The 17,166-nt window shown below is 64.6% G+C and carries 17 protein-coding genes; 6 read left to right on the forward strand and 11 right to left on the reverse strand.

Annotation, left to right across the window (positions count from 1 at the left end):
- Positions 1 to 14: 14 nt before the first annotated feature.
- Positions 15 to 641 carry a DUF4124 domain-containing protein gene (locus tag AC3WJB_RS14555; RefSeq protein WP_492682766.1) on the forward strand — a complete coding sequence of 209 codons (627 nt, stop codon included), beginning with the start codon at positions 15 to 17 and terminating at the stop codon, positions 639 to 641.
- Between the two features lie 22 nt (positions 642 to 663).
- Entirely contained in the window at positions 664 to 1,323 is a 660-nt protein-coding gene (locus AC3WJB_RS14560) for a DsbA family oxidoreductase (protein ID WP_492682768.1), read from the forward strand.
- A gap of 49 nt (positions 1,324 to 1,372) precedes the next feature.
- Here the strand turns inward: AC3WJB_RS14560 and htpG are convergent, their stop codons facing one another.
- Complete coding sequence (htpG, locus tag AC3WJB_RS14565; protein WP_492682770.1) at positions 1,373 to 3,244, reverse strand: molecular chaperone HtpG; 1,872 nt, start codon at positions 3,242 to 3,244, stop codon at positions 1,373 to 1,375.
- Between the two features lie 248 nt (positions 3,245 to 3,492).
- On the opposite strand from htpG, the gene phbB reads away from it, so the two are divergent.
- Positions 3,493 to 4,233, forward strand: coding sequence for an acetoacetyl-CoA reductase (gene phbB, locus AC3WJB_RS14570; RefSeq protein WP_492682772.1), 741 nt, complete (start codon positions 3,493 to 3,495; stop codon positions 4,231 to 4,233).
- Positions 4,234 to 4,300: 67 nt separating this feature from the next.
- Here the strand turns inward: phbB and AC3WJB_RS14575 are convergent, their stop codons facing one another.
- The 3 genes from AC3WJB_RS14575 to AC3WJB_RS14585 all read right to left on the reverse strand — a co-directional run bounded on the left by AC3WJB_RS14575 (position 4,301) and on the right by AC3WJB_RS14585 (position 7,160).
- On the reverse strand, positions 4,301 to 5,083 hold the full coding sequence (locus AC3WJB_RS14575; RefSeq protein WP_492682774.1) for a tRNA threonylcarbamoyladenosine dehydratase: 783 nt from the start codon (positions 5,081 to 5,083) through the stop codon (positions 4,301 to 4,303).
- A gap of 490 nt (positions 5,084 to 5,573) precedes the next feature.
- On the reverse strand, positions 5,574 to 5,783 hold the full coding sequence (locus AC3WJB_RS14580; RefSeq protein ID WP_492682776.1) for a cold-shock protein: 210 nt from the start codon (positions 5,781 to 5,783) through the stop codon (positions 5,574 to 5,576).
- A 252-nt stretch (positions 5,784 to 6,035) separates the two neighbouring features.
- Positions 6,036 to 7,160, reverse strand: coding sequence for a winged helix-turn-helix domain-containing protein (locus tag AC3WJB_RS14585; RefSeq protein ID WP_492682778.1), 1,125 nt, complete (start codon positions 7,158 to 7,160; stop codon positions 6,036 to 6,038).
- Between the two features lie 295 nt (positions 7,161 to 7,455).
- Here AC3WJB_RS14585 and AC3WJB_RS14590 point away from each other — a divergent pair, with 295 nt between their 5' ends.
- Positions 7,456 to 7,800, forward strand: a complete 345-nt coding sequence (locus tag AC3WJB_RS14590; RefSeq protein ID WP_492682780.1) for a hypothetical protein — start codon at positions 7,456 to 7,458, stop codon at positions 7,798 to 7,800.
- A 163-nt stretch (positions 7,801 to 7,963) separates the two neighbouring features.
- A complete protein-coding gene (locus tag AC3WJB_RS14595) occupies positions 7,964 to 9,052 on the forward strand; it encodes a phospholipase A (RefSeq protein ID WP_492682782.1) in 1,089 nt (362 codons plus the stop codon).
- Between the two features lie 58 nt (positions 9,053 to 9,110).
- On the opposite strand, the gene AC3WJB_RS14600 is transcribed toward AC3WJB_RS14595, so the two are convergent.
- The 6 genes from AC3WJB_RS14600 to AC3WJB_RS14625 all read right to left on the reverse strand — a co-directional run bounded on the left by AC3WJB_RS14600 (position 9,111) and on the right by AC3WJB_RS14625 (position 14,422).
- A complete protein-coding gene (locus AC3WJB_RS14600; protein WP_492682784.1) occupies positions 9,111 to 9,608 on the reverse strand; it encodes a glutathione peroxidase in 498 nt (165 codons plus the stop codon).
- Positions 9,609 to 9,693: 85 nt separating this feature from the next.
- Positions 9,694 to 10,881 carry a nicotinate phosphoribosyltransferase gene (gene pncB, locus AC3WJB_RS14605; RefSeq protein WP_492682786.1) on the reverse strand — a complete coding sequence of 396 codons (1,188 nt, stop codon included), beginning with the start codon at positions 10,879 to 10,881 and terminating at the stop codon, positions 9,694 to 9,696.
- Positions 10,882 to 11,247: 366 nt separating this feature from the next.
- Positions 11,248 to 12,297 carry an aminopeptidase gene (locus AC3WJB_RS14610; protein ID WP_492682788.1) on the reverse strand — a complete coding sequence of 350 codons (1,050 nt, stop codon included), beginning with the start codon at positions 12,295 to 12,297 and terminating at the stop codon, positions 11,248 to 11,250.
- Between the two features lie 78 nt (positions 12,298 to 12,375).
- Entirely contained in the window at positions 12,376 to 12,846 is a 471-nt protein-coding gene (locus AC3WJB_RS14615) for a hypothetical protein (RefSeq protein ID WP_492682790.1), read from the reverse strand.
- A gap of 86 nt (positions 12,847 to 12,932) precedes the next feature.
- Entirely contained in the window at positions 12,933 to 13,748 is an 816-nt protein-coding gene (locus tag AC3WJB_RS14620) for a histone H1-like repetitive region-containing protein (protein ID WP_492682792.1), read from the reverse strand.
- A gap of 116 nt (positions 13,749 to 13,864) precedes the next feature.
- The gene (locus AC3WJB_RS14625; RefSeq protein WP_492683227.1) at positions 13,865 to 14,422 is read right to left on the reverse strand and encodes a rhomboid family intramembrane serine protease; all 558 of its coding nucleotides are present in this window, start codon (positions 14,420 to 14,422) and stop codon (positions 13,865 to 13,867) included.
- Positions 14,423 to 14,630: 208 nt separating this feature from the next.
- Here AC3WJB_RS14625 and AC3WJB_RS14630 point away from each other — a divergent pair, with 208 nt between their 5' ends.
- The gene (locus tag AC3WJB_RS14630; protein WP_492682794.1) at positions 14,631 to 15,536 is read left to right on the forward strand and encodes a PhzF family phenazine biosynthesis protein; all 906 of its coding nucleotides are present in this window, start codon (positions 14,631 to 14,633) and stop codon (positions 15,534 to 15,536) included.
- A gap of 58 nt (positions 15,537 to 15,594) precedes the next feature.
- On the opposite strand, the gene AC3WJB_RS14635 is transcribed toward AC3WJB_RS14630, so the two are convergent.
- Entirely contained in the window at positions 15,595 to 16,992 is a 1,398-nt protein-coding gene (locus AC3WJB_RS14635; protein WP_492682796.1) for a replicative DNA helicase, read from the reverse strand.
- Between the last annotated feature and the right edge of the window lie 174 nt (positions 16,993 to 17,166).

The raw sequence follows: 17,166 nt of genomic DNA on the forward strand, positions 1-17,166 counted from the left end.
AAATGGCAGCCATGATGAACGGTCTGGCTCGCACACAGCTCGCTTGCACCGCAGCCATCCTGCTCGGGGCGATAAGCCCGTTGGGCCCGGGCCACGCCCAGAACATCTACAAGTGCACCAGCAACGGCCACATCAGCTATACCGACGTGCCCTGCGCCGGCGAGGCGGGCAAGCTCCTGCACCAGGCCAACGACGCCGAGATCATCGACCAGTTCCTCCGGCTGGGACAGGGCGACCGCGCACAGAGCTATGCGCACGCCCACCATCTGGATGACTTGTACACGCAGCGGCTCACGCTCTACCAGCAGCAGTTGACCCAGCGCGCTGAACAGGCCGCCGCCGAGGCCACCGCCGCGCAGCAAAGCGCCGAGCTGGCACGCCAGCAGGCCCTGGCCGAGCAGGCCGCAAACAGCGCGGCCTTGCGCGCGCAAAACCAGCTGCTGCGCGAACAGAACAGCCAGTACCAAGCCGAGCTGTCACGCCCCTACAATGCGGCGCCACTCTACTGGAACCCGGCGCCAAACTACTGGCCCTATGGCAACCGGCGGCGCGACGACCACCGCGGTGACGGCAAGCCACCAGCAAACGAACCGGCCTATCACCCCTGCACGCAACTGGCGGGGGGCCGGGTGAAATGTTGACCTTTCGACTGCAGACCAACGCATGAACCAGCCCGCAACACCCGCCCAGATCCGCATCGATTTCGTTTCCGACGTCTCCTGTCCCTGGTGCGCGATTGGCCTGAACGCCTTGCAGCAGGCCTTGGACAAGCTCGATGGCGAACTGCATGCCGACATCCACGTGCAGCCGTTCGAGCTCAACCCACAACTGCCGCCTGAGGGCGAAGACGCCACCGAGCACCTGATGCGCAAGTACGGCAGCTCGGCCCAGGAGGTCGCGGCCAACCGCGACATGCTGCGCGCCCGTGGCAACTCCGTGGGCTTCAACTTCGACCTGGACCGGCGCACCCATATCTACAACACCTTCGATGCCCATCGCCTGTTGCATTGGGCAGAGCTTGAGGGGCGCCAACTGCCACTCAAGCACGCCCTGCTCAAGGCGTACTTTACGGACGGGGAAGACGTAAGCGCCCACGCCACCCTGGTGCGGACGGCCGGTACGGTCGGTCTCGACGAATCACGCGCGGCGCAGGTGTTGGCGCGCAACGAATATGCGGCCGAGGTGCGCAAACAGGAGCAGTACTACCTGGAGCGAGGCATCCATTCGGTGCCGGCCACCATTATCAACAACCAGCACCTGATCTCTGGCGGCCAGCCGGCGGAGGTCTTCGAGCGCATGCTGCGCCCGTTCGCCCAGCCCTGAACCGGCCCTCCCCATCCGGCCATGGAGGAACCCGACGGGCTCCCACAGCCTAGTGTTCCAACAGAGCGCGGTTCAGGCGCTGCACGAAGGCTGCCGGATCGGCCAGCTGGGCGCCCGCAGCGATTTCCGCCTGCTCCAGCAACAGCACGGCCAAATCCTTCGCCTTGGCCTCGTCGGTCTCGGCCTCGAGGCGCTGCAGCAGCGCGTGCCGCGGATTGACTTCCAGTGTCGGCTTGGACTCCGGCAGAGCCTGCCCTGCTTCGCGCAGCAGCCGCGCCAGGTGCGGCGCCATCTCGTAATCACTCAGCGCCAGGCATGAGGGGGAATCGGTCAGGCGCGCCGAGACTTTGACCTCAGCCACGCGCTCGCCCAACAGCGCCTTGAGCTTCTTGAGCAGGGGCTCGGCCTGCTTGCTGGCCTCCTCCTGCTTCTTCTTGTCCGCCTCATCCAGCGGCAACTCGCCCTTGGCCACGTTGCGCAGCTTCTTGCCGGTGTATTCCTGCAGGCTGCCCAGCATCCATTCGTCGATGCGGTCGGACATCAGCAGCACTTCGATGCCCTTGGCCTTGAATGCCTCCAGTTGGGGGCTGCCCAGCGCCGCGGCATAGCTGTCGGCGGTGATGTACCAGATCGTGTCCTGTCCCAGCGGCATGCGACCGATGTAGTCGTCGAACGAGGTCGCCTGCGCGGCGCCCTCACCCTTGGTGGAGGCAAAGCGCAACAGCTTGGCGATGCGCTCGCGGTGATTCGCGTCCTCGCTGATGCCTTCTTTCAGGGTATTGCCAAACGCCTTGTAGAACGTGGCGAATTTTTCCGGCTCGTCCGTAGCCAGCTTCTCGATCAGGTCGAGCACGCGTTTGACGCAGGCTGCCTTGATGCGCTCGAGCTGGCGATTATGCTGCAGGATCTCCCGGCTGACATTCAGCGGCAGGTCGTCGGCATCGACTACTCCGCGCACGAAGCGCAGGTAGTTCGGCAGCATGTCCTCGGCCGCGTCCATGATGAAGACGCGCTTGATGTAGAGCTTGAGGCCCTTGCGCTCGTCGCGCCCACCCATGAGTAAATCAAACGGGGGCTGCGCCGGAAGATACAGCAGCGTGGTGAAGCTCTGGCTGCCTTCGACCCGATTGTGCGTCCAGGCCAAAGGGTCGTTGAAATCGTGGCCAAGGGACTTGTAGAACGCCTTGTAATCCGCGTCGGAAATCTCCGCTTTCGGCTTGGTCCACAACGCCGACGCCGCGTTGACGGTTTCCCATTCACCTGTCGGCTGATCATCCTTTTCCTGCGGCAGGCGGATCGGGAACGCGACATGATCGGAGTAGCGCGTAACCAACGAGCGCAGCTGCCAGCGGCTGAGGAATTCGTCCTCATCGGCCTTCAGGTGCAGGATGACGGTCGTCCCGCGCTCGGCCAGCTCGAGCGTGGACAGGCTGTATTCGCCCTGGCCATCGCTTTCCCACTTGACCCCCTCGCCGGCGGGCGCGCCGGCGTGCCGGCTGAGCACGGTGACCCGGTCGGCGACCACGAACGCCGAATAAAAGCCCACGCCAAACTGGCCAATCAATCGTGCGTCGGCCTTCTGTTCGCCGGACATGGCCTCCAGGAAGCGCCGCGTGCCCGAGCTGGCGATGGTGCCAATGTTGGCCACCACCTCATCGCGGCTCATCCCGATGCCATTGTCGCGCACGCTGACGGTCCGCGCCGCCTTGTCCCAGCTGACGTCGATGTGCAGATCGCCGTCGCCGGCCATCAGCTCGGGGTCGGCGATAGCTTCGAACCGCAGCTTGTCGCACGCGTCGGACGCGTTCGAGACCAGCTCGCGCAGAAAAATCTCCTTGTTCGAATACAACGAATGCGTGACCAGCTTGAGCACCTGGGCAACTTCGGCTTCAAACGGGCGGGTTTCTGCAGTGGCGTTCATGCGTCTGGATCCATCGGGAGGGTAGAAGGCGCGAGCCAATCGGCGCGCACCGGCGAGGCGGAACATCCGGGCGGGTCCACCGCGTTTCAAGGCCCGTCGGGCAAGTGGCGAGCCGCCCGTCCCGGACAATCACGGGCCGATGTCGCACTGCAGCGGTCACTCCATCCCGCAAACGGCTATAAATGCCACATCGCCCGCGCAAGAGCGTGTCGCGGCCAGCGATGACCCACTCCAGGAGGTACCACGACATGACTCAGCGTACGGCTCTCGTTACCGGCGGCACGGGCGGCATCGGCACCGCGATTGTCCGGCGCCTGGCCCGCATGGGACACAAGGTCGCCACCAACTACCGAAACGAAGAGAAGACCCGAGCCTGGCAAGAACACATGCGCACAGACGGCATCGACGTATTCACGGTGCGCGCCGACGTGTCTGACCCGGACGAATGCGCGAGCATGGTCCAGACGATCGAGGAGAAGCTGGGCCCAGTGGAGATCCTGGTCAACAACGCCGGCATTACCCGCGACAGCACGTTCCACAAGATGAGCTACCAGCAGTGGATGGAGGTGGTGAACACCAACCTCAATGCCTGCTTCAACGTGACCCGCCCGGTGATCGAGGGCATGCGCAAACGCAAGTGGGGGCGCATCGTGCAGATCAGTTCGATCAATGGCCAGAAGGGCCAATATGGCCAGGCCAACTACGCCGCGGCAAAAGCCGGCATGCACGGCTTCACGATCTCGCTGGCGCAGGAGAACGCCAAGCTCGGCATCACCGTCAATACTGTCTCGCCCGGCTATATCGGCACCGACATGGTCATGGCCGTGCCCGAGGAAGTGCGCGAAAAAATCGTCGCCCAGATTCCGCTCGGGCGCCTGGGCAATCCCGACGAGATCGCCTACGCGGTCGCATTCTTCCTGGACGAGCAGGCGGCCTGGATCACCGGCGCCAATCTCGCCATCAACGGCGGGCATTACATGGGCTGGTAGGCGGCGCCCAGCCAAGCCGCGGCCACGGGAATACGAGGAGCGGCCGAAAGTCACGCCGATCGGCAAATCAAGCCAGCAGTTTCTCCAGCACCTTGCCCACCGCCGCAAACGCAAACGCGCCGGTCACATGCGTGGCGGCGCCCAGGCCGCCACCGCAGGCCAGGTTCAAGGATTCGCTGCCAGGCGGCCGCTGGCCACATACGCTGCCGTCGGCCTGCGGATACTGCACGTTCTGCAGCGAATAAACCGCCGCCACCCCGAAGTAGCGATCGGGGTTGCGCGGAAAATGGAAGTCCGCCCGCAATTTCTTGCGGATCAGGCTGAACATGGCGTCGTGTTCCGTGCGCGAAAGGTCGCGTACGCGGATTTGCGTCGGGTCGGTGCGCCCGCCCGCCGAACCTACGCTGACGATCGGCAACTTGCGCCGGCGACACCAGGCGATCATCTCCAGCTTCACGCGAAACGCGTCGCAGGCATCCAACACGACGTCGTAGCCGTGATCGAGCAACTCATCCAGCGTCGCCGGGGTCAGGAAACGCTCGATGCCGGTCACTTCAATGGCGGGGTTGATCGCCCGTGCACGCTCCGCGATGACCGCAACCTTGGGCTCGCCGTATTGGCCGTCCAGCGCATGCAGTTGCCGATTGGTGTTGGAAAGGCATACTTCGTCAGCATCGATGAGCGTCAACGCTCCCACGCCGCTGCGCGCCAGCGCCTCCGCGGCCCACGACCCGACACCGCCAATGCCGACGACACAGACATGCGCGCGCGCGAGCCGCTCCAGGCTGCCGCGCCCGTACAGGCGTTCGACTCCGGCAAACCGTTCGGCGGCAGATTCACCCAAACTCATGTGCATCGACTCCGGACCATGGCGCGCATCACAAGCCCGCCGCCGCCGCACGGGTTCTCGCACACCAGCCGCACCACGCACGCGACTCCAGGCCATGCCGGGGAAACGGGGCAAAGCGTTCCACGCGGTTTCCTTTCGCTGAAGCGAGTCCAGAGGTCGTCACCTGGCGGCGAACACAACTCTTGGGGCGAGATCGATACCCTCGCGTCGGCTCACCAGAATGGATGGCCTGCGCCGCTCCGCAGAGGTTCGGCTCGCGGCACTTCCGGGTATCGGCGGTATGCCCGTCCGGCATACCGGGAAGACCGGCTCAAGACGAGGCTCGGCCCGTCGCGGGCCGTCCGCGGGGACTTCGGTCGGGCAAGCGCGCACTACCCGACGAAAACGCCGGCAAGTGCCGGCGATCTCGACAGGACGTGCAAACCTTCCCCAAACCGATCACTTGGCCAGATGGGGCCGGCGAGCCGGCCCCATCTGGCTGGGGTGGCACTCAAGCCGGCGTAACGTCTTCCGCCTGCAAACCCTTCTGGCCGGTGACGACCTTGAAGCTCACCTTCTGGCCTTCCTGCAGGCTCTTGAAGCCCGAGCCACTGATAGCCCGAAAATGCACGAATACATCCGGGCCATTTTCACGACTGATGAAGCCAAAACCCTTGGCATCATTGAACCACTTGACTGTACCTACTTCACGATCCGACATAACTCGCTCCGATCCTCGCTTGACGCTTTGACAAAACGGCCATTGCTGGCCAACAGTTTACTGGGCATGCCGCGATCGGGTGTAACGATGCGGATCACAAGGAATCCTAACCGTGCACGCGTGGCGCCGAGCAGACACAGCGCGCCAAGCATAACGGATTTTTTGACAATTGGTGATTTGTCAATAGGCCATTCTGGCGGTGCTTTTATGCTGCACCGCAAGATCGGCGCCTGCCGATAATGGCCGGCGAGCTCAGTGGCACAAGGCCCGCAAGCGAGCTGCAAGCCCCGGCGGGCGGGCCGCTAGCACGCGCACCTCAGGCGTCCCATGCCAGCGCGCCATGGCGCGCAGCGCGGCGGCGAGCTCGTGCAACAGGCGCGGCGTCGAGGCTACCCCGTCCTCGAGAAACAATGCGTTGACCACAAACACCCCTTGCGCCCGATGCGCCTTCGCATCGAGACGCCCCACCAGCTTGCCGCGATGCAATATCGGCAGCACGAAATATCCGTAACGTCGCTTTGCCGCAGGGGTGTAGCACTCGAGCGCGTAATCGAAACCAAACCACTCCCGCACCCGCCGGCGGTCCCATACCACCGGGTCGAACGGCGACAACAAGGCCGTATGGGTCGCGCGCAGCCGCCCTTGGAGCGCCCGCTCGAGCAGCTCGTCGTGATCGCGGTGGACATAACCCGGGCTCGGCCAGCCCTGCACCTGCACGCTGCGCAACTCGCCACTGGCCACCAACGGCGCAAGCTCGTCTGCGGTCACGGCCGCCTGCAGGCGGTGGTAGTCGGCAATCCAGCGCGATTGGGCGACCCCCAGAGCGCGCACGGCGTCGACAATGAAGCGCCGGCGCAGACCTGCCGCATCCGGCTCGGGCATCGGCCCCGGCGACGGATCCAGCCGCGCCAGCACGTTGGCGGCCAGGTCGTAAACGCGCTGGAAACGCTCGCGACGCGCCACCATGAGCTCACCGAGGACGAACCATGCCTCGAGCCATCGCTTTTCGGGTTTCCAGTCCCACCAGCCGGAGCGGGGCCCGGATGCCTCACGCGACTGGGCAAAATCAGCGGCGCTCACCGGCCCTGTGGCCCGGATCCGCGTCAGCAAGGCCTCCATCTCGCGGCGATGCTGCTGCCGGGCAGACACGGCGCGCCGGAACGACCAGTGGTTTTCCCGCTGTGCCAACCACGCCCGATGCAGGGCAATATCGGCCGCCGGGACCATGCACGCCTCGTGCGCCCAGCACTCGGCCAGTTGTCCGCTGGCGAGGGCCTGGTCCAGCCATTCCCTTGGGTAGTCGCCGAGGCGCGCCCGCAACACCAGATGCTGGCTGCGAGCGAGCACGTGGATCGAATCGATCTGCAGCAGACGCATGCGCTGGACAGCATCGACCAGATCCCGTCGCTGCGCGCTCCGCCGCAATGGCTGCAACAACCCCTGCGCGGCCAGATGCAGGTAGCGGGCCTGGGTCCCCGAAAGGACCCCGGTCCTGCCGCCCCGTGAATCTGAACGACACAGTAGTTTCACCGCACGGGCGGCATGGTGTTGAGGCGGCATTTACGCACTCTCTGCTAGCGTCGGTTTCCACCCGATCCTAGACCGGCACCGCAACGCCCGGGCCCACAAGGACCCGATCGCTATTTTGGTCAAACCCGAAGGAGTATCCATCATGAAACCTCAGTTGCCGCTCTTGGCCGCTCTGTGCACCGGCGCCCTGCTGGTGGCTGGCGGTACGCTGGCGCAGGACACTTCGTCCGGCGTATCCGGCGCGGCCACCCATACCGCCGTGTACCAGACCCCGCAAGGCGAGCTCACGGTGAACAGCATGCCAGCAAACGCCCCAAGCTACGGACAGGCGCCGTCCTTCGAACAATTGAGCCAAGGCGGCAAGTCGATCAGCGCCGACCAGGCCGATGCCTATCCGCCGCTGGCCAACGATTTCGAGCATGCAGACAAGAACCGCAACAACCAAATCAGCAAGTCGGAATACGAGAGCTGGCTCAAGCAGCGCTAGGACCCTGGCGGTCATCAGCGATGGTGGCGACTGCGCGGCCCGGCTGACGGCGGGTCATGACCCGTCGCTGGGTCGGAGGCGGCTGGTGCAGCCGCTTTGACCGCCGACAGCGAACGAAACGCCGGTGCGCGGCCCGTGTGCCGGCGCCCTTAGGGAGTACATGATGCAAACCTGTCCTGCCGCGGTGACGCTGGCGCTGGCGCTGCTTGCCGTCCTGTTTGCAAGTCCTGGTGCCGCGCAAAACCCCGATCCCATGGACATCCGCGCCTGCACCAGCATCGAGAGTGACGCGGCGCGGCTGGCCTGCTACGACCAGGCGACCGGCCGGGCAAACACCGAGGCGCCACCAGCCGAGCGCACCGCTGCCGCAGCCGCCAACGTCTTCGGACACGACACCGCGCAAGCCACCGCCTCCGGAACGCCGGCGGCCACGCCTGCGCGCTCCTTGCTGGACAGCCGCTGGGAATTGGCGCCGGGAAGCAAGCTCGGCACGTTCAACCTGCGTGGCTACAAGCCCATCTACGTGATGCCCGTATTCGCCAGCAGCAACCAGAACGCGCAGCCGCACAGCCCGAATCCTGACAACACCGTCGCGCAACGCGAACACCTCGGCAACCTGGAGGCGAATTTCCAGCTCAGCTTCAAGACCAAGCTCTGGCAAGGCCTGTTTGGCGATGCCGGCGACTTGTGGCTCGGCTATACACAATCCTCGCGCTGGCAGCTCTACAACCAGCCCCTTTCACGGCCAATGCGCGAGACCAACTACGAACCGGAGGCCCTGCTGGTCTTCAATACTCAGTATCGCGTGTTTGGCTGGGACGGCCGCCTGCTCGGCGTGGGCTTCAACCACCAGTCCAACGGCCGCAACAATCCCCTGTCCCGCAGTTGGAACCGGATCGTCGCCAACATCGGTTTCGAGCGTCCGAACTGGGTGGTCATGTTCCGGCCATGGTGGCGTATCCCGGAAAGCCGGAGCGACGACAACAACCCTGACATCAGCGATTACATGGGGCGCGGCGACGTGCAGATCGTGCACGAGTGGCACGGACAGGAGTTTTCCATGATGCTGCGCCATTCGCTGCGCGGCGGCACGCGCAGCCACGGCGCTGCGCGCTTCACCTGGAGCTTCTCGCTGGCAGGGAACCTGCGTGGCTACCTGCAGGCGTTCAAGGGCTACGGCGAGAGCATGATCGACTACAACCACAACGCGACTTACCTGGGCGTCGGCATCTCGCTGCTCGACTGGTACTGAGCGCTCCTGTCATGTGTCGATTGCGCGCCGGCGTGGCGCCGACGTCGCGCCCTCGAAGTCAGCCGCCCGCCTTGCCCTGCAGCAGCGCCAGGGTATCCTTGCCGATCTTCGCCGGCGTGTCGGTGGGCGCGTAGCGCTCGATCACCTGCCCCTTGCGATCCACCAGGAACTTGGTGAAGTTCCATTTGATCGATTCGCTGCCCAGGACGCCCTTGCGTTCGCCCTTGAGCCACCGATACATGGGGTCGGCATGTTCGCCATTGACCTCGATCTTGGCAAACATCGGAAAGCTGACGGCGTACCGCGTCTGGCAGAATGCCTTGATCTGCGCCTCGTCGCCGGGCTCCTGGTGGCCGAACTGGTCACAGGGGAAACCGAGCACGACGAGGCCAAGCTCGCGCTGCTCGCGCCACAGCTGTTCCAACCCTGCATACTGCGGGGTGAATCCACAGCGCGAAGCCACGTTGACGACCAGCAAGGCCTTGCCGCGCCACTCATCAAGGGAACGCATTCGCCCGTCGATATCGCGGGCGCTGAAATCGTAGATGCTGGTCATGGCGCGAATCCTTGACGCGAGCGCTATGCCCGAGTCTACGCCAGCGTGTGCCGGGCTGCCGCACCGCGCCACGACGGGCAGGGGGTCAGGCTCCCTGCCCGCCCGGAATATCGAACACCTGACGCAGGTAGGCGACGTAGGCCTGGTCATCACACATGGCCTTGCCCGGTGAGTCGCTCAGCTTGGCCACAGGCTGGCCGTTACAGCGGACCATCTTGATCACGATGGAGACCGGCGCCGGCCCGACGTCGTTGGTGAGGTTCGTACCGACCCCGAACGCCAGCTGACAGCGGCCGCGAAAGTGTGCATACAGCTGCATGACCTTGGGGATGTCCAGCCCGTCGCTGAAGACCAGCACCTTGCCGTGCGGATCCACGCGGTTCGCGCGGTAGTGCGCAAGCAGCTTCTCGCCCCAGACAAAAGGATCGCCAGAGTCCTGGCGGGCGCCATCGAACAGCTTGCAAAAATACATGTCGAAGTCGCGCAGGAAGGCATCGAGGCCATATACGTCGGACAAGGCAATGCCGAGATCGCCCCGGTATTCCCTGGCCCAGGCCTGCAGGGCGACGACTTGCGAGTCGCGCAGGCGCGGGCCCAGCGCCTGGTGTGCCTGCAGGTATTCGTGTGCCAGCGTGCCCAGCGGCGTCAACCCCAGCTGCCAGGCCAGCCAGACATTGCTGGTGCCGGCCAGCTGTGGTCCCAGGCCCCCATTCAACGTGGCAACGACCTCACGGTGCCAGTCGCGCGAGTAACGTCGACGGGTACCGTAGTCCGCCAGCTTGCACTCGGTATATCCCGGCGTGTCGCGCAGCAGGGCAATCTTGGTGCGCAGCCGGCGCCGTCCCTCGTCCAGGACGAGGTCCGGATGGTTCCGGCGGAAATAGACTTCACTGATGATGGCCAGCAACGGCACTTCGAACAGGATCGTGTGCAACCACGGACCGCGGATGCGCAGGTCGATCTGACCAGGTACCGTCGCCGACGGTGCGATGTCGACATATTTCTCGTTGAGCTGGAACAGCCCGAGGAAATCGACGAAATCGCTCTTGATGTAGCGCAGGCTGCGCAGGTAATCGAGCTCGTCAGAGGTGAAGCGCAACTGGCACAAGGCCGCCAGCTCGGTACGGATCTCGTCGATACAGGACGCCAGATCGATGCCAGGGTCGCGGCACTTGAAGCGATACTCCACCTGCGCCGCCGGATATTGATGCAATACGACCTGCATCATCGAGAACTTGTACAGATCCGTGTCCAGCAGGGATTCAATGATCATCACTTGCCCAGTCAGATGCCGTCATGGCCCAGTCCTGCGCATTATCCGCGCCGGCACGCCGACGTGCCGCAGACAGCCTGCATCCAGCAGGCAAAAAATCGTCAGGAACGATTTTTGACATCGCGCAGCGATGGCCCGAAGGGTGGTTGTCGGGGATGGTAGCCACAAAATAAAACCTCGTTAGCCAGGGGAGGACTAACGAGGTTTGTCAGGCGGCCACCAGGGGAGAGAGGCCGGCCCCTCAGCAGTGCGATGTATTGCACCGCTTCTTGTCGCCGTCACGGCGATACGGGTGCTTAGTGTGGCCCGCCCAATGTGAGTTCAATGTCTACTGGCAAGCGTGTTCAGCTCCACGACAGCCTGGGGTTAGGATTCCGTACAGGTTGAGGGATCGACGGCGCCCGCGGCGGGCAGCAGGCCCTGCAATCGCCGGTCACGCTCTGGCTTCGTTGCCCCGGCCAGCAGTCGTACGCGCCGGTAAAACTCGAGCCAGTCCCCACCGCTGCGGGCAAAGAGCTGCGCGAAGGCCGGCACCCATCGCGAGTACAAGCCGAAAGGCACCAACCGCGCATTGTTCAGCGGCGCCGCCACCCAGGCGTCATACGTCTGGATGTCCGGCCAATGCGGATTGCGCCAGCGCACGTAACGCGCGCGGAAGGCGGCAAACTCGGCCTGCTTGCGCGGCGCCAGCTCGGCAGGTTGCGCTCCGCTGGCGTACAGCGCTTTCAAGCGCCCGCGCAAATCCAGCACCAGGCTGGTGAAGGCCTGTTCATGCGCGGCAGCACACGACGCCTGTGCGGGCAAGCCTTGTGCCGCCTGCCACTGGCGCAGGCCCTCGGCCTGGACAAAGCTGGCAAACGATTCGTCGAACGTGGTATCGCCCCGCACATAGATCAATTGATGCGCCAGCTCATGGAAGATCGTGCCGATCAGCTGCGTGTCGTCGCCACGCAGCATGCTGGAGAGGATCGGGTCGGCAAACCAGCCGAGCGTAGAATAGGCCGTCACCCCGCCGACCCAGACATCGTCGCCGCGCGCCCGCAGTCGCTCCGCGTCGACTTGCGCCGCGGCCTGGCTGAACCAGCCCCGGTAGGCCACGCAGCCGGCAATCGGAAAGCATTGCGGCAGCGCCTCCACGGAATACGGCTTGGTGGCAAACACGTTCCACACCACATACGGGCGGCGCAGGTCCACGTAGGTGGTATAGCTGCGATTGTCCGGCAAGCCGAGTTTGCTGCTGGCAAAATGCCGTGCGCGCAGGGCCACCCCGAGGCGCCTGGCCACGACGGGGGAAACCGTGGGATCTTCGACCACGGCCTCGATCCCGCGCCGATGCAGGACCAACTCGGCCTGTCCGCGTACCGCCTGGCCGTAATAGTGCAGGCTACCGCAGGCGCCCAGCGGCAGGGCGGACATTCCAGCCACGATCAGGTACAGGCAGGCGCGCCTTGATCCGCTCAACGCAGGCAACGGCACACGGCTTGCGGGCCGGCGTCAGGGAATGTCTGACCGATGGCGCCTCGCCGTAGTGCGATCTCCGTCGCGAGTGCGGCCTCCATCGTGGCGCGGACCCGCCGCCCCGCGCCTGGCGTCACCACGCCACCCGTCCCCGGCGCGCGGCCAGTTGTCGATCTGGCGGTAATGGCGCGGCGGTGCATAGTCGCGGTAACGCGGCGAAGCATAGCTGCGGTAATGCGGACGGTCGTACCAGACCGCGCCAACGCCCACGCTGACCCCGGGCGCATAACAACACCCGTAGCCATAACGGGTGCCATAGCCCGCGCCGTAATACGGCGTATAACCGGACCCGACGTAATAGCCATCGTCATACACCCGCGACTGGCCGTAGTAGGCGCCGCTCTGGTAACCGGGCTGGCGCACATAACTGTAGCTCGGCCCAAGGTAGCAGCCCGACAACAGCAGGGCCGTTGCGGTCAAACCCAAGCCGGCAAGCAGACGCAGCATGTGGCATCTCCCATCACGATGACGCGATCCACGCTATAGCGTGATGCTTGAACCGCCAGTGACCACGGCGAATCCAGCACGCGTCCTCAGTCGCCGCGCTTGCCCACGTCGTCGCGCGGTGCTTCGATGGGCGGCGTGCCGCCGGCCGGCGCCGGATTCGGGGCTGGCGCAGCGGCCGCCTCGGGGGCCTTTGCCGCCGCCATGGCATCGCCTGCACCCGGCCATCCGGGCGTTTGGCGTGCGCGATCCTGCTTGACATCGAGCAAGGCCTGGATATGTGCCAGGGCCTCCTCGGGACTGATGTGCTGAACCGGCGCATCCCGCCCCTGGGTGCCCGCTGAGGAATCGGCAGTCGTTTCCGGCTTGGCTGTGGCTTTGTCCAGTTTCTTCGCGACGACCTTCTTCGCGACCGGTTTCGCCGTCGCCTTTTTGGCGACCGGCTTCTTGACCGCTGGCTGCTTCGCGGCCGCTTTCTTCGCCACTGGCTTCTTCACTACCAGCTTCTTCGCGCTTGCCTTCTTGGCCAGCGGTTTCCTGGCCACTGCCTTCTTCGCTACCGGCTTCCTCGCGATTGCCTTTTTCGCGACCGACTTCTTTGCTACGGCCTTCTTTGCCACTGGCTTCTTTCCGGCGGCCTGCTTGGCTGCAGGCTTCTTGGCCACGACCTTCTTGGCCACGACCTTTTTCGCCGCCGCCTTCCTGGCCACGACTTTCTTCGGGTTCGGTTTCTTGGCCGCGGCCGTCTTTGCCGCTGGTCGCTTCACGGCCGGTTTCCTGGCGGCAGGCTTGCTAGTTCTGGCCGCAGCAGCTTTGACTGCGGATCGTGCTGGTTGCTTCTTTCCGGCACCAACGTTTTTCTTTGCCGCGGACTTCTTCGCAGCTGACTTGCGAGTCGTAGCCATGCGTCTTCTCTCCTGGGCGGGTACTTCGATCCACGACCAGTATGCACTTAGGTCCACCGCGGCAGCAATCGCCGATGCGGGTAGGTCCGCCATTCCCGTCCCGCAACACGACAAAATCAGAATGCCGGATGGGTGAGGGCATCCAGGAAATACGGCAGCACGCGTGGCTCGACCAACAGCGTCACCGCGACACCATAGGCGGCGCCCCACAGGTGTGCGCTGTGGTTGACGTAACCGCCTCCCCGCCGGTCCATGTAAATTGAATAGGCCGTATAGGCCACGGCATAGACGATCGCCGGCAGGGGCACGACCAGCACGATGATCATTTGCCACGGCGCCAGCAGGATGAAGGCAAACAACACCGCCGACACGGCCCCCGATGCGCCCAGGCTGCGGTACTGCAAGTTGTCACGGTTTTTCCAGTAGCTGGGCAGGATGGAAACCAGCAGGCCACCGATGTAGAACAGCGCAAAACCAAACGGGCCGATGCGCGCGCCAAAGAAGTCCTCCATGATGCGGCCGAAGAAATACAGGGTCACCATGTTGAACAGCAGATGGCCAAAATCGGCATGCACCAGCCCATAGGTGACCAGCCGGTGGTATTCGTGCTTGCGACTGATGGCCGGCGACCACAGGATCAAGTCCTCCAGCAAGCGATGGTTCCTGAGCGCCATGAACGAGACGACGCAGGTGATGGCAATGATGATCAGGGTGACCGGCAAAGGGATCTCCGCTAGGCTGGTTGGCAACGCGGCATCTTGGCGCCAACGCGCCGCCTTGTCGACTTCATGGATCGGCGCGAAGGCGCGCCTGCCCCCAACGCACCCGATCACCCTACGGCCGCAGCCAAAGCTTGCGGCAAAGCTCTGAAGCACCCCAACCATGGCTGCCTTTCGCTACCTGCACCTGGATGTCTTCGCGGCGAGTCCCGGTGGTGGCAACCATCTCGGCGTGGTGGTGGACGCCGATGGCTGGAGCGATGCGGCCATGCAGGGTTTCGCCCGCTGGACCAACCTGGTGGAAACGGTATTCCTGGCGCCGCCAAGCACCGCTGCCGCCAGCTATCGCGTACGCATGTTCACGCCAAGGCAAGAGATTGCCTTTGCCGGGCATCCAAGTGTCGGCAGTGCCCACGCGGCGCTGTATTGCGGCCTGGCCCAGGTGCGGAACCGGCTTCTTTGGCAGGAATGCCTGGCCGGCGTGCTGCCCATCCGCGTCGAGGGCGAAGGCACGGCGCGTGAGTTGCTGTTGCGCACGCCTCCCGCGCGCGTGCTGGCCGTCGGCCATGACGCGCATGCTTTGCTGGCGGCGGCGCTCGCCGGCGCACCAGCCGGGGTCCTGCCACCGGCCCTGGTCGAGGGCGGCCGGCGCTGGTGGCTGGCCGAGATTGCCGATGTCGCCAGCCTGCGCCATTGGCAACCCGAGCATCGTGCGATCAAGGCGCTGGCCGAGGCCAGCTCGTGCATGGGCGTGTGTGCCTTTGCGCGCAACCCGGAAAAATCCACGACCGTCGGCGGACACGCTGCCTATCAGCTGGTAGTGCGCGCCTTTGCCGCGGGCGCCGGCATCGCCGAGGATCCTGCTTCAGGCGCAGCCAACGGACTGCTTGCCGCCTACCTGGCCCAGGCCGAGCCTGGGGGTGAGCTGGCACGGGGCTACGCGGTCAGCCAAGGCCGCGAAATCGGCCATGATGCCCGCCTGCGGGTAAGCATCGAGGCGGATGCGATCTGGGTCGGCGGCCCGTGCCGGACCGTCATCGACGGCAGCCTCGACTGGTCGCCGAGATGATGATCCAGGCGATGCGCCTGGCAGGGGGCGGTCTTGCGGCGACCTGCTCCCCGCCCGCTCAATCGAACGCCCCGACGAAACTGTCGGGCGCATAGTTCTCGAACTTGGTGTACTGCCCGAGGAAGGTCAGCTTGCACATGCCGGTCGGGCCGTTGCGCTGCTTGCCGATGATGATCTCGGCCATGCCCTTGTCCTGGGTGTCCTTGTTGTAGTACTCGTCGCGGTAGATGAACATGATGACGTCGGCATCCTGCTCGATGGCGCCGGATTCGCGCAGGTCGGACATCATCGGCCGCTTGTCTGCGCGCTGCTCAAGTGAGCGGTTCAACTGGGACAACGCGACCACGGGGACATTGAGTTCCTTGGCCAGCCCCTTCAGCGAGCGCGAGATCTCGGAAATCTCCGTGGCACGATTCTCCTGGCTGCCGGGAACCTGCATCAGTTGCAGGTAGTCGATCACGATCAAACCCAGGCCACCATGCTGGCGATGCAGCCGGCGCGCACGCGAACGCAGTTCCACCGGCGACAGGCTCGGCGTGTCGTCAATGAAGATCTTGGCCTCCGAGAGGATCGAGATCGCATTGGAGACGCGCGGCCAGTCTTCCTCCTCCAGGTCGCCGTTGCGCAGTCGCTGCTGGTGGATGCGGCCTACCGAAGAGATCAGGCGGAAGGCCAGTTGCGATGAGGACATTTCCATCGAGAACACGGCTACCGGCTTCTTGTTGCGCAAGGCCGCTGTCTCGGCAATGTTCAACGCGAACGCGGTCTTGCCCATGGAAGGACGGGCGGCGACGATGATCAGGTCGGCGGGCTGCAGGCCCGAGGTGAACTCATCGAGGTCGGCGAAGCCGGTGGAAATACCGGTGAGCTGGCCACGGTTTTCGTAGCGCTCGCTGAGCAGGCGAAAGGCGTCCTTGACCGCCTCGCGCATGGAGACGGAATCCTGCCTCCCGCGCGCACCGGACTCGGCAATGTGGAACACGCGCTGCTCGGCGCTCTCCAGCACCTCCTGCACGCTCTGCCCTTCGGGCCGATAGCCATCCTCGGTGATCGAGGTGCCGGCGTCGATCAGCTGGCGCAGCACCGACTTCTCGCGCACGATGCCGGCATAGGCCGTGATGTTTGCCGCGCTGGGGGTGTTGTTCGCGAGCTCAATCAGGTAGGCCGCACCACCGGCCATGTCGGCCAGGCCGCCGCTCTCGAACCAGTCGCCGAGCGTGACCGCATCGCACGGCATGCCCTTGTTGGCCAGCTCGTTGATGGCGCGCCAGATCAGGCGGTGATCCTTGCGGTAGAAATCCTGCTCGGCCAGGCGGTCGGCCACCCGGTCGAGGGCGTCCGGCGCCAGCATCAAGCCGCCCAACACCGCCTGCTCAGCCTCGATGGAGTGCGGTGGTACACGCAACGCCTCGATGGCGGCAGCGGCAAGCTGGCGTTCCGACGCAAACGACGGCATCACATGACCTCACGGGAAAACGGACGGCGCCCGGACAATACGCATGGCCCGTGCCCGACGGTCATGATACGCGGCGCCGTCTCATCCGCCGAGACAACAAGCCTGTGGAAATCCTGTGATTCCTTGTGGATAAGCTGTGCACGCGCGGCGCAGCGCTCAACCATGACGTTCCAA

It is taken from the genome of Rhodanobacter sp. FW510-R10 (assembly GCF_058781105.1).

What these genes read in the sequence shown, in the direction of transcription:
- AC3WJB_RS14555 (WP_492682766.1), top strand. Translation starts at nt 15, where the DNA reads ATGAACGGTCTGGCTCGCACACAGCTCGCTTGCACCGCAGCCATCCTG.
- AC3WJB_RS14560 (WP_492682768.1), top strand. Translation starts at nt 664, where the DNA reads ATGAACCAGCCCGCAACACCCGCCCAGATCCGCATCGATTTCGTTTCC.
- htpG (WP_492682770.1), bottom strand. Translation starts at nt 3,244, where the DNA reads ATGAACGCCACTGCAGAAACCCGCCCGTTTGAAGCCGAAGTTGCCCAG.
- phbB (WP_492682772.1), top strand. Translation starts at nt 3,493, where the DNA reads ATGACTCAGCGTACGGCTCTCGTTACCGGCGGCACGGGCGGCATCGGC.
- AC3WJB_RS14575 (WP_492682774.1), bottom strand. Translation starts at nt 5,083, where the DNA reads ATGAGTTTGGGTGAATCTGCCGCCGAACGGTTTGCCGGAGTCGAACGC.
- AC3WJB_RS14580 (WP_492682776.1), bottom strand. Translation starts at nt 5,783, where the DNA reads ATGTCGGATCGTGAAGTAGGTACAGTCAAGTGGTTCAATGATGCCAAG.
- AC3WJB_RS14585 (WP_492682778.1), bottom strand. Translation starts at nt 7,160, where the DNA reads ATGCGTCTGCTGCAGATCGATTCGATCCACGTGCTCGCTCGCAGCCAG.
- AC3WJB_RS14590 (WP_492682780.1), top strand. Translation starts at nt 7,456, where the DNA reads ATGAAACCTCAGTTGCCGCTCTTGGCCGCTCTGTGCACCGGCGCCCTG.
- AC3WJB_RS14595 (WP_492682782.1), top strand. Translation starts at nt 7,964, where the DNA reads ATGCAAACCTGTCCTGCCGCGGTGACGCTGGCGCTGGCGCTGCTTGCC.
- AC3WJB_RS14600 (WP_492682784.1), bottom strand. Translation starts at nt 9,608, where the DNA reads ATGACCAGCATCTACGATTTCAGCGCCCGCGATATCGACGGGCGAATG.
- pncB (WP_492682786.1), bottom strand. Translation starts at nt 10,881, where the DNA reads ATGATCATTGAATCCCTGCTGGACACGGATCTGTACAAGTTCTCGATG.
- AC3WJB_RS14610 (WP_492682788.1), bottom strand. Translation starts at nt 12,297, where the DNA reads ATGTCCGCCCTGCCGCTGGGCGCCTGCGGTAGCCTGCACTATTACGGC.
- AC3WJB_RS14615 (WP_492682790.1), bottom strand. Translation starts at nt 12,846, where the DNA reads ATGCTGCGTCTGCTTGCCGGCTTGGGTTTGACCGCAACGGCCCTGCTG.
- AC3WJB_RS14620 (WP_492682792.1), bottom strand. Translation starts at nt 13,748, where the DNA reads ATGGCTACGACTCGCAAGTCAGCTGCGAAGAAGTCCGCGGCAAAGAAA.
- AC3WJB_RS14625 (WP_492683227.1), bottom strand. Translation starts at nt 14,422, where the DNA reads ATGGCGCTCAGGAACCATCGCTTGCTGGAGGACTTGATCCTGTGGTCG.
- AC3WJB_RS14630 (WP_492682794.1), top strand. Translation starts at nt 14,631, where the DNA reads ATGGCTGCCTTTCGCTACCTGCACCTGGATGTCTTCGCGGCGAGTCCC.
- AC3WJB_RS14635 (WP_492682796.1), bottom strand. Translation starts at nt 16,992, where the DNA reads ATGCCGTCGTTTGCGTCGGAACGCCAGCTTGCCGCTGCCGCCATCGAG.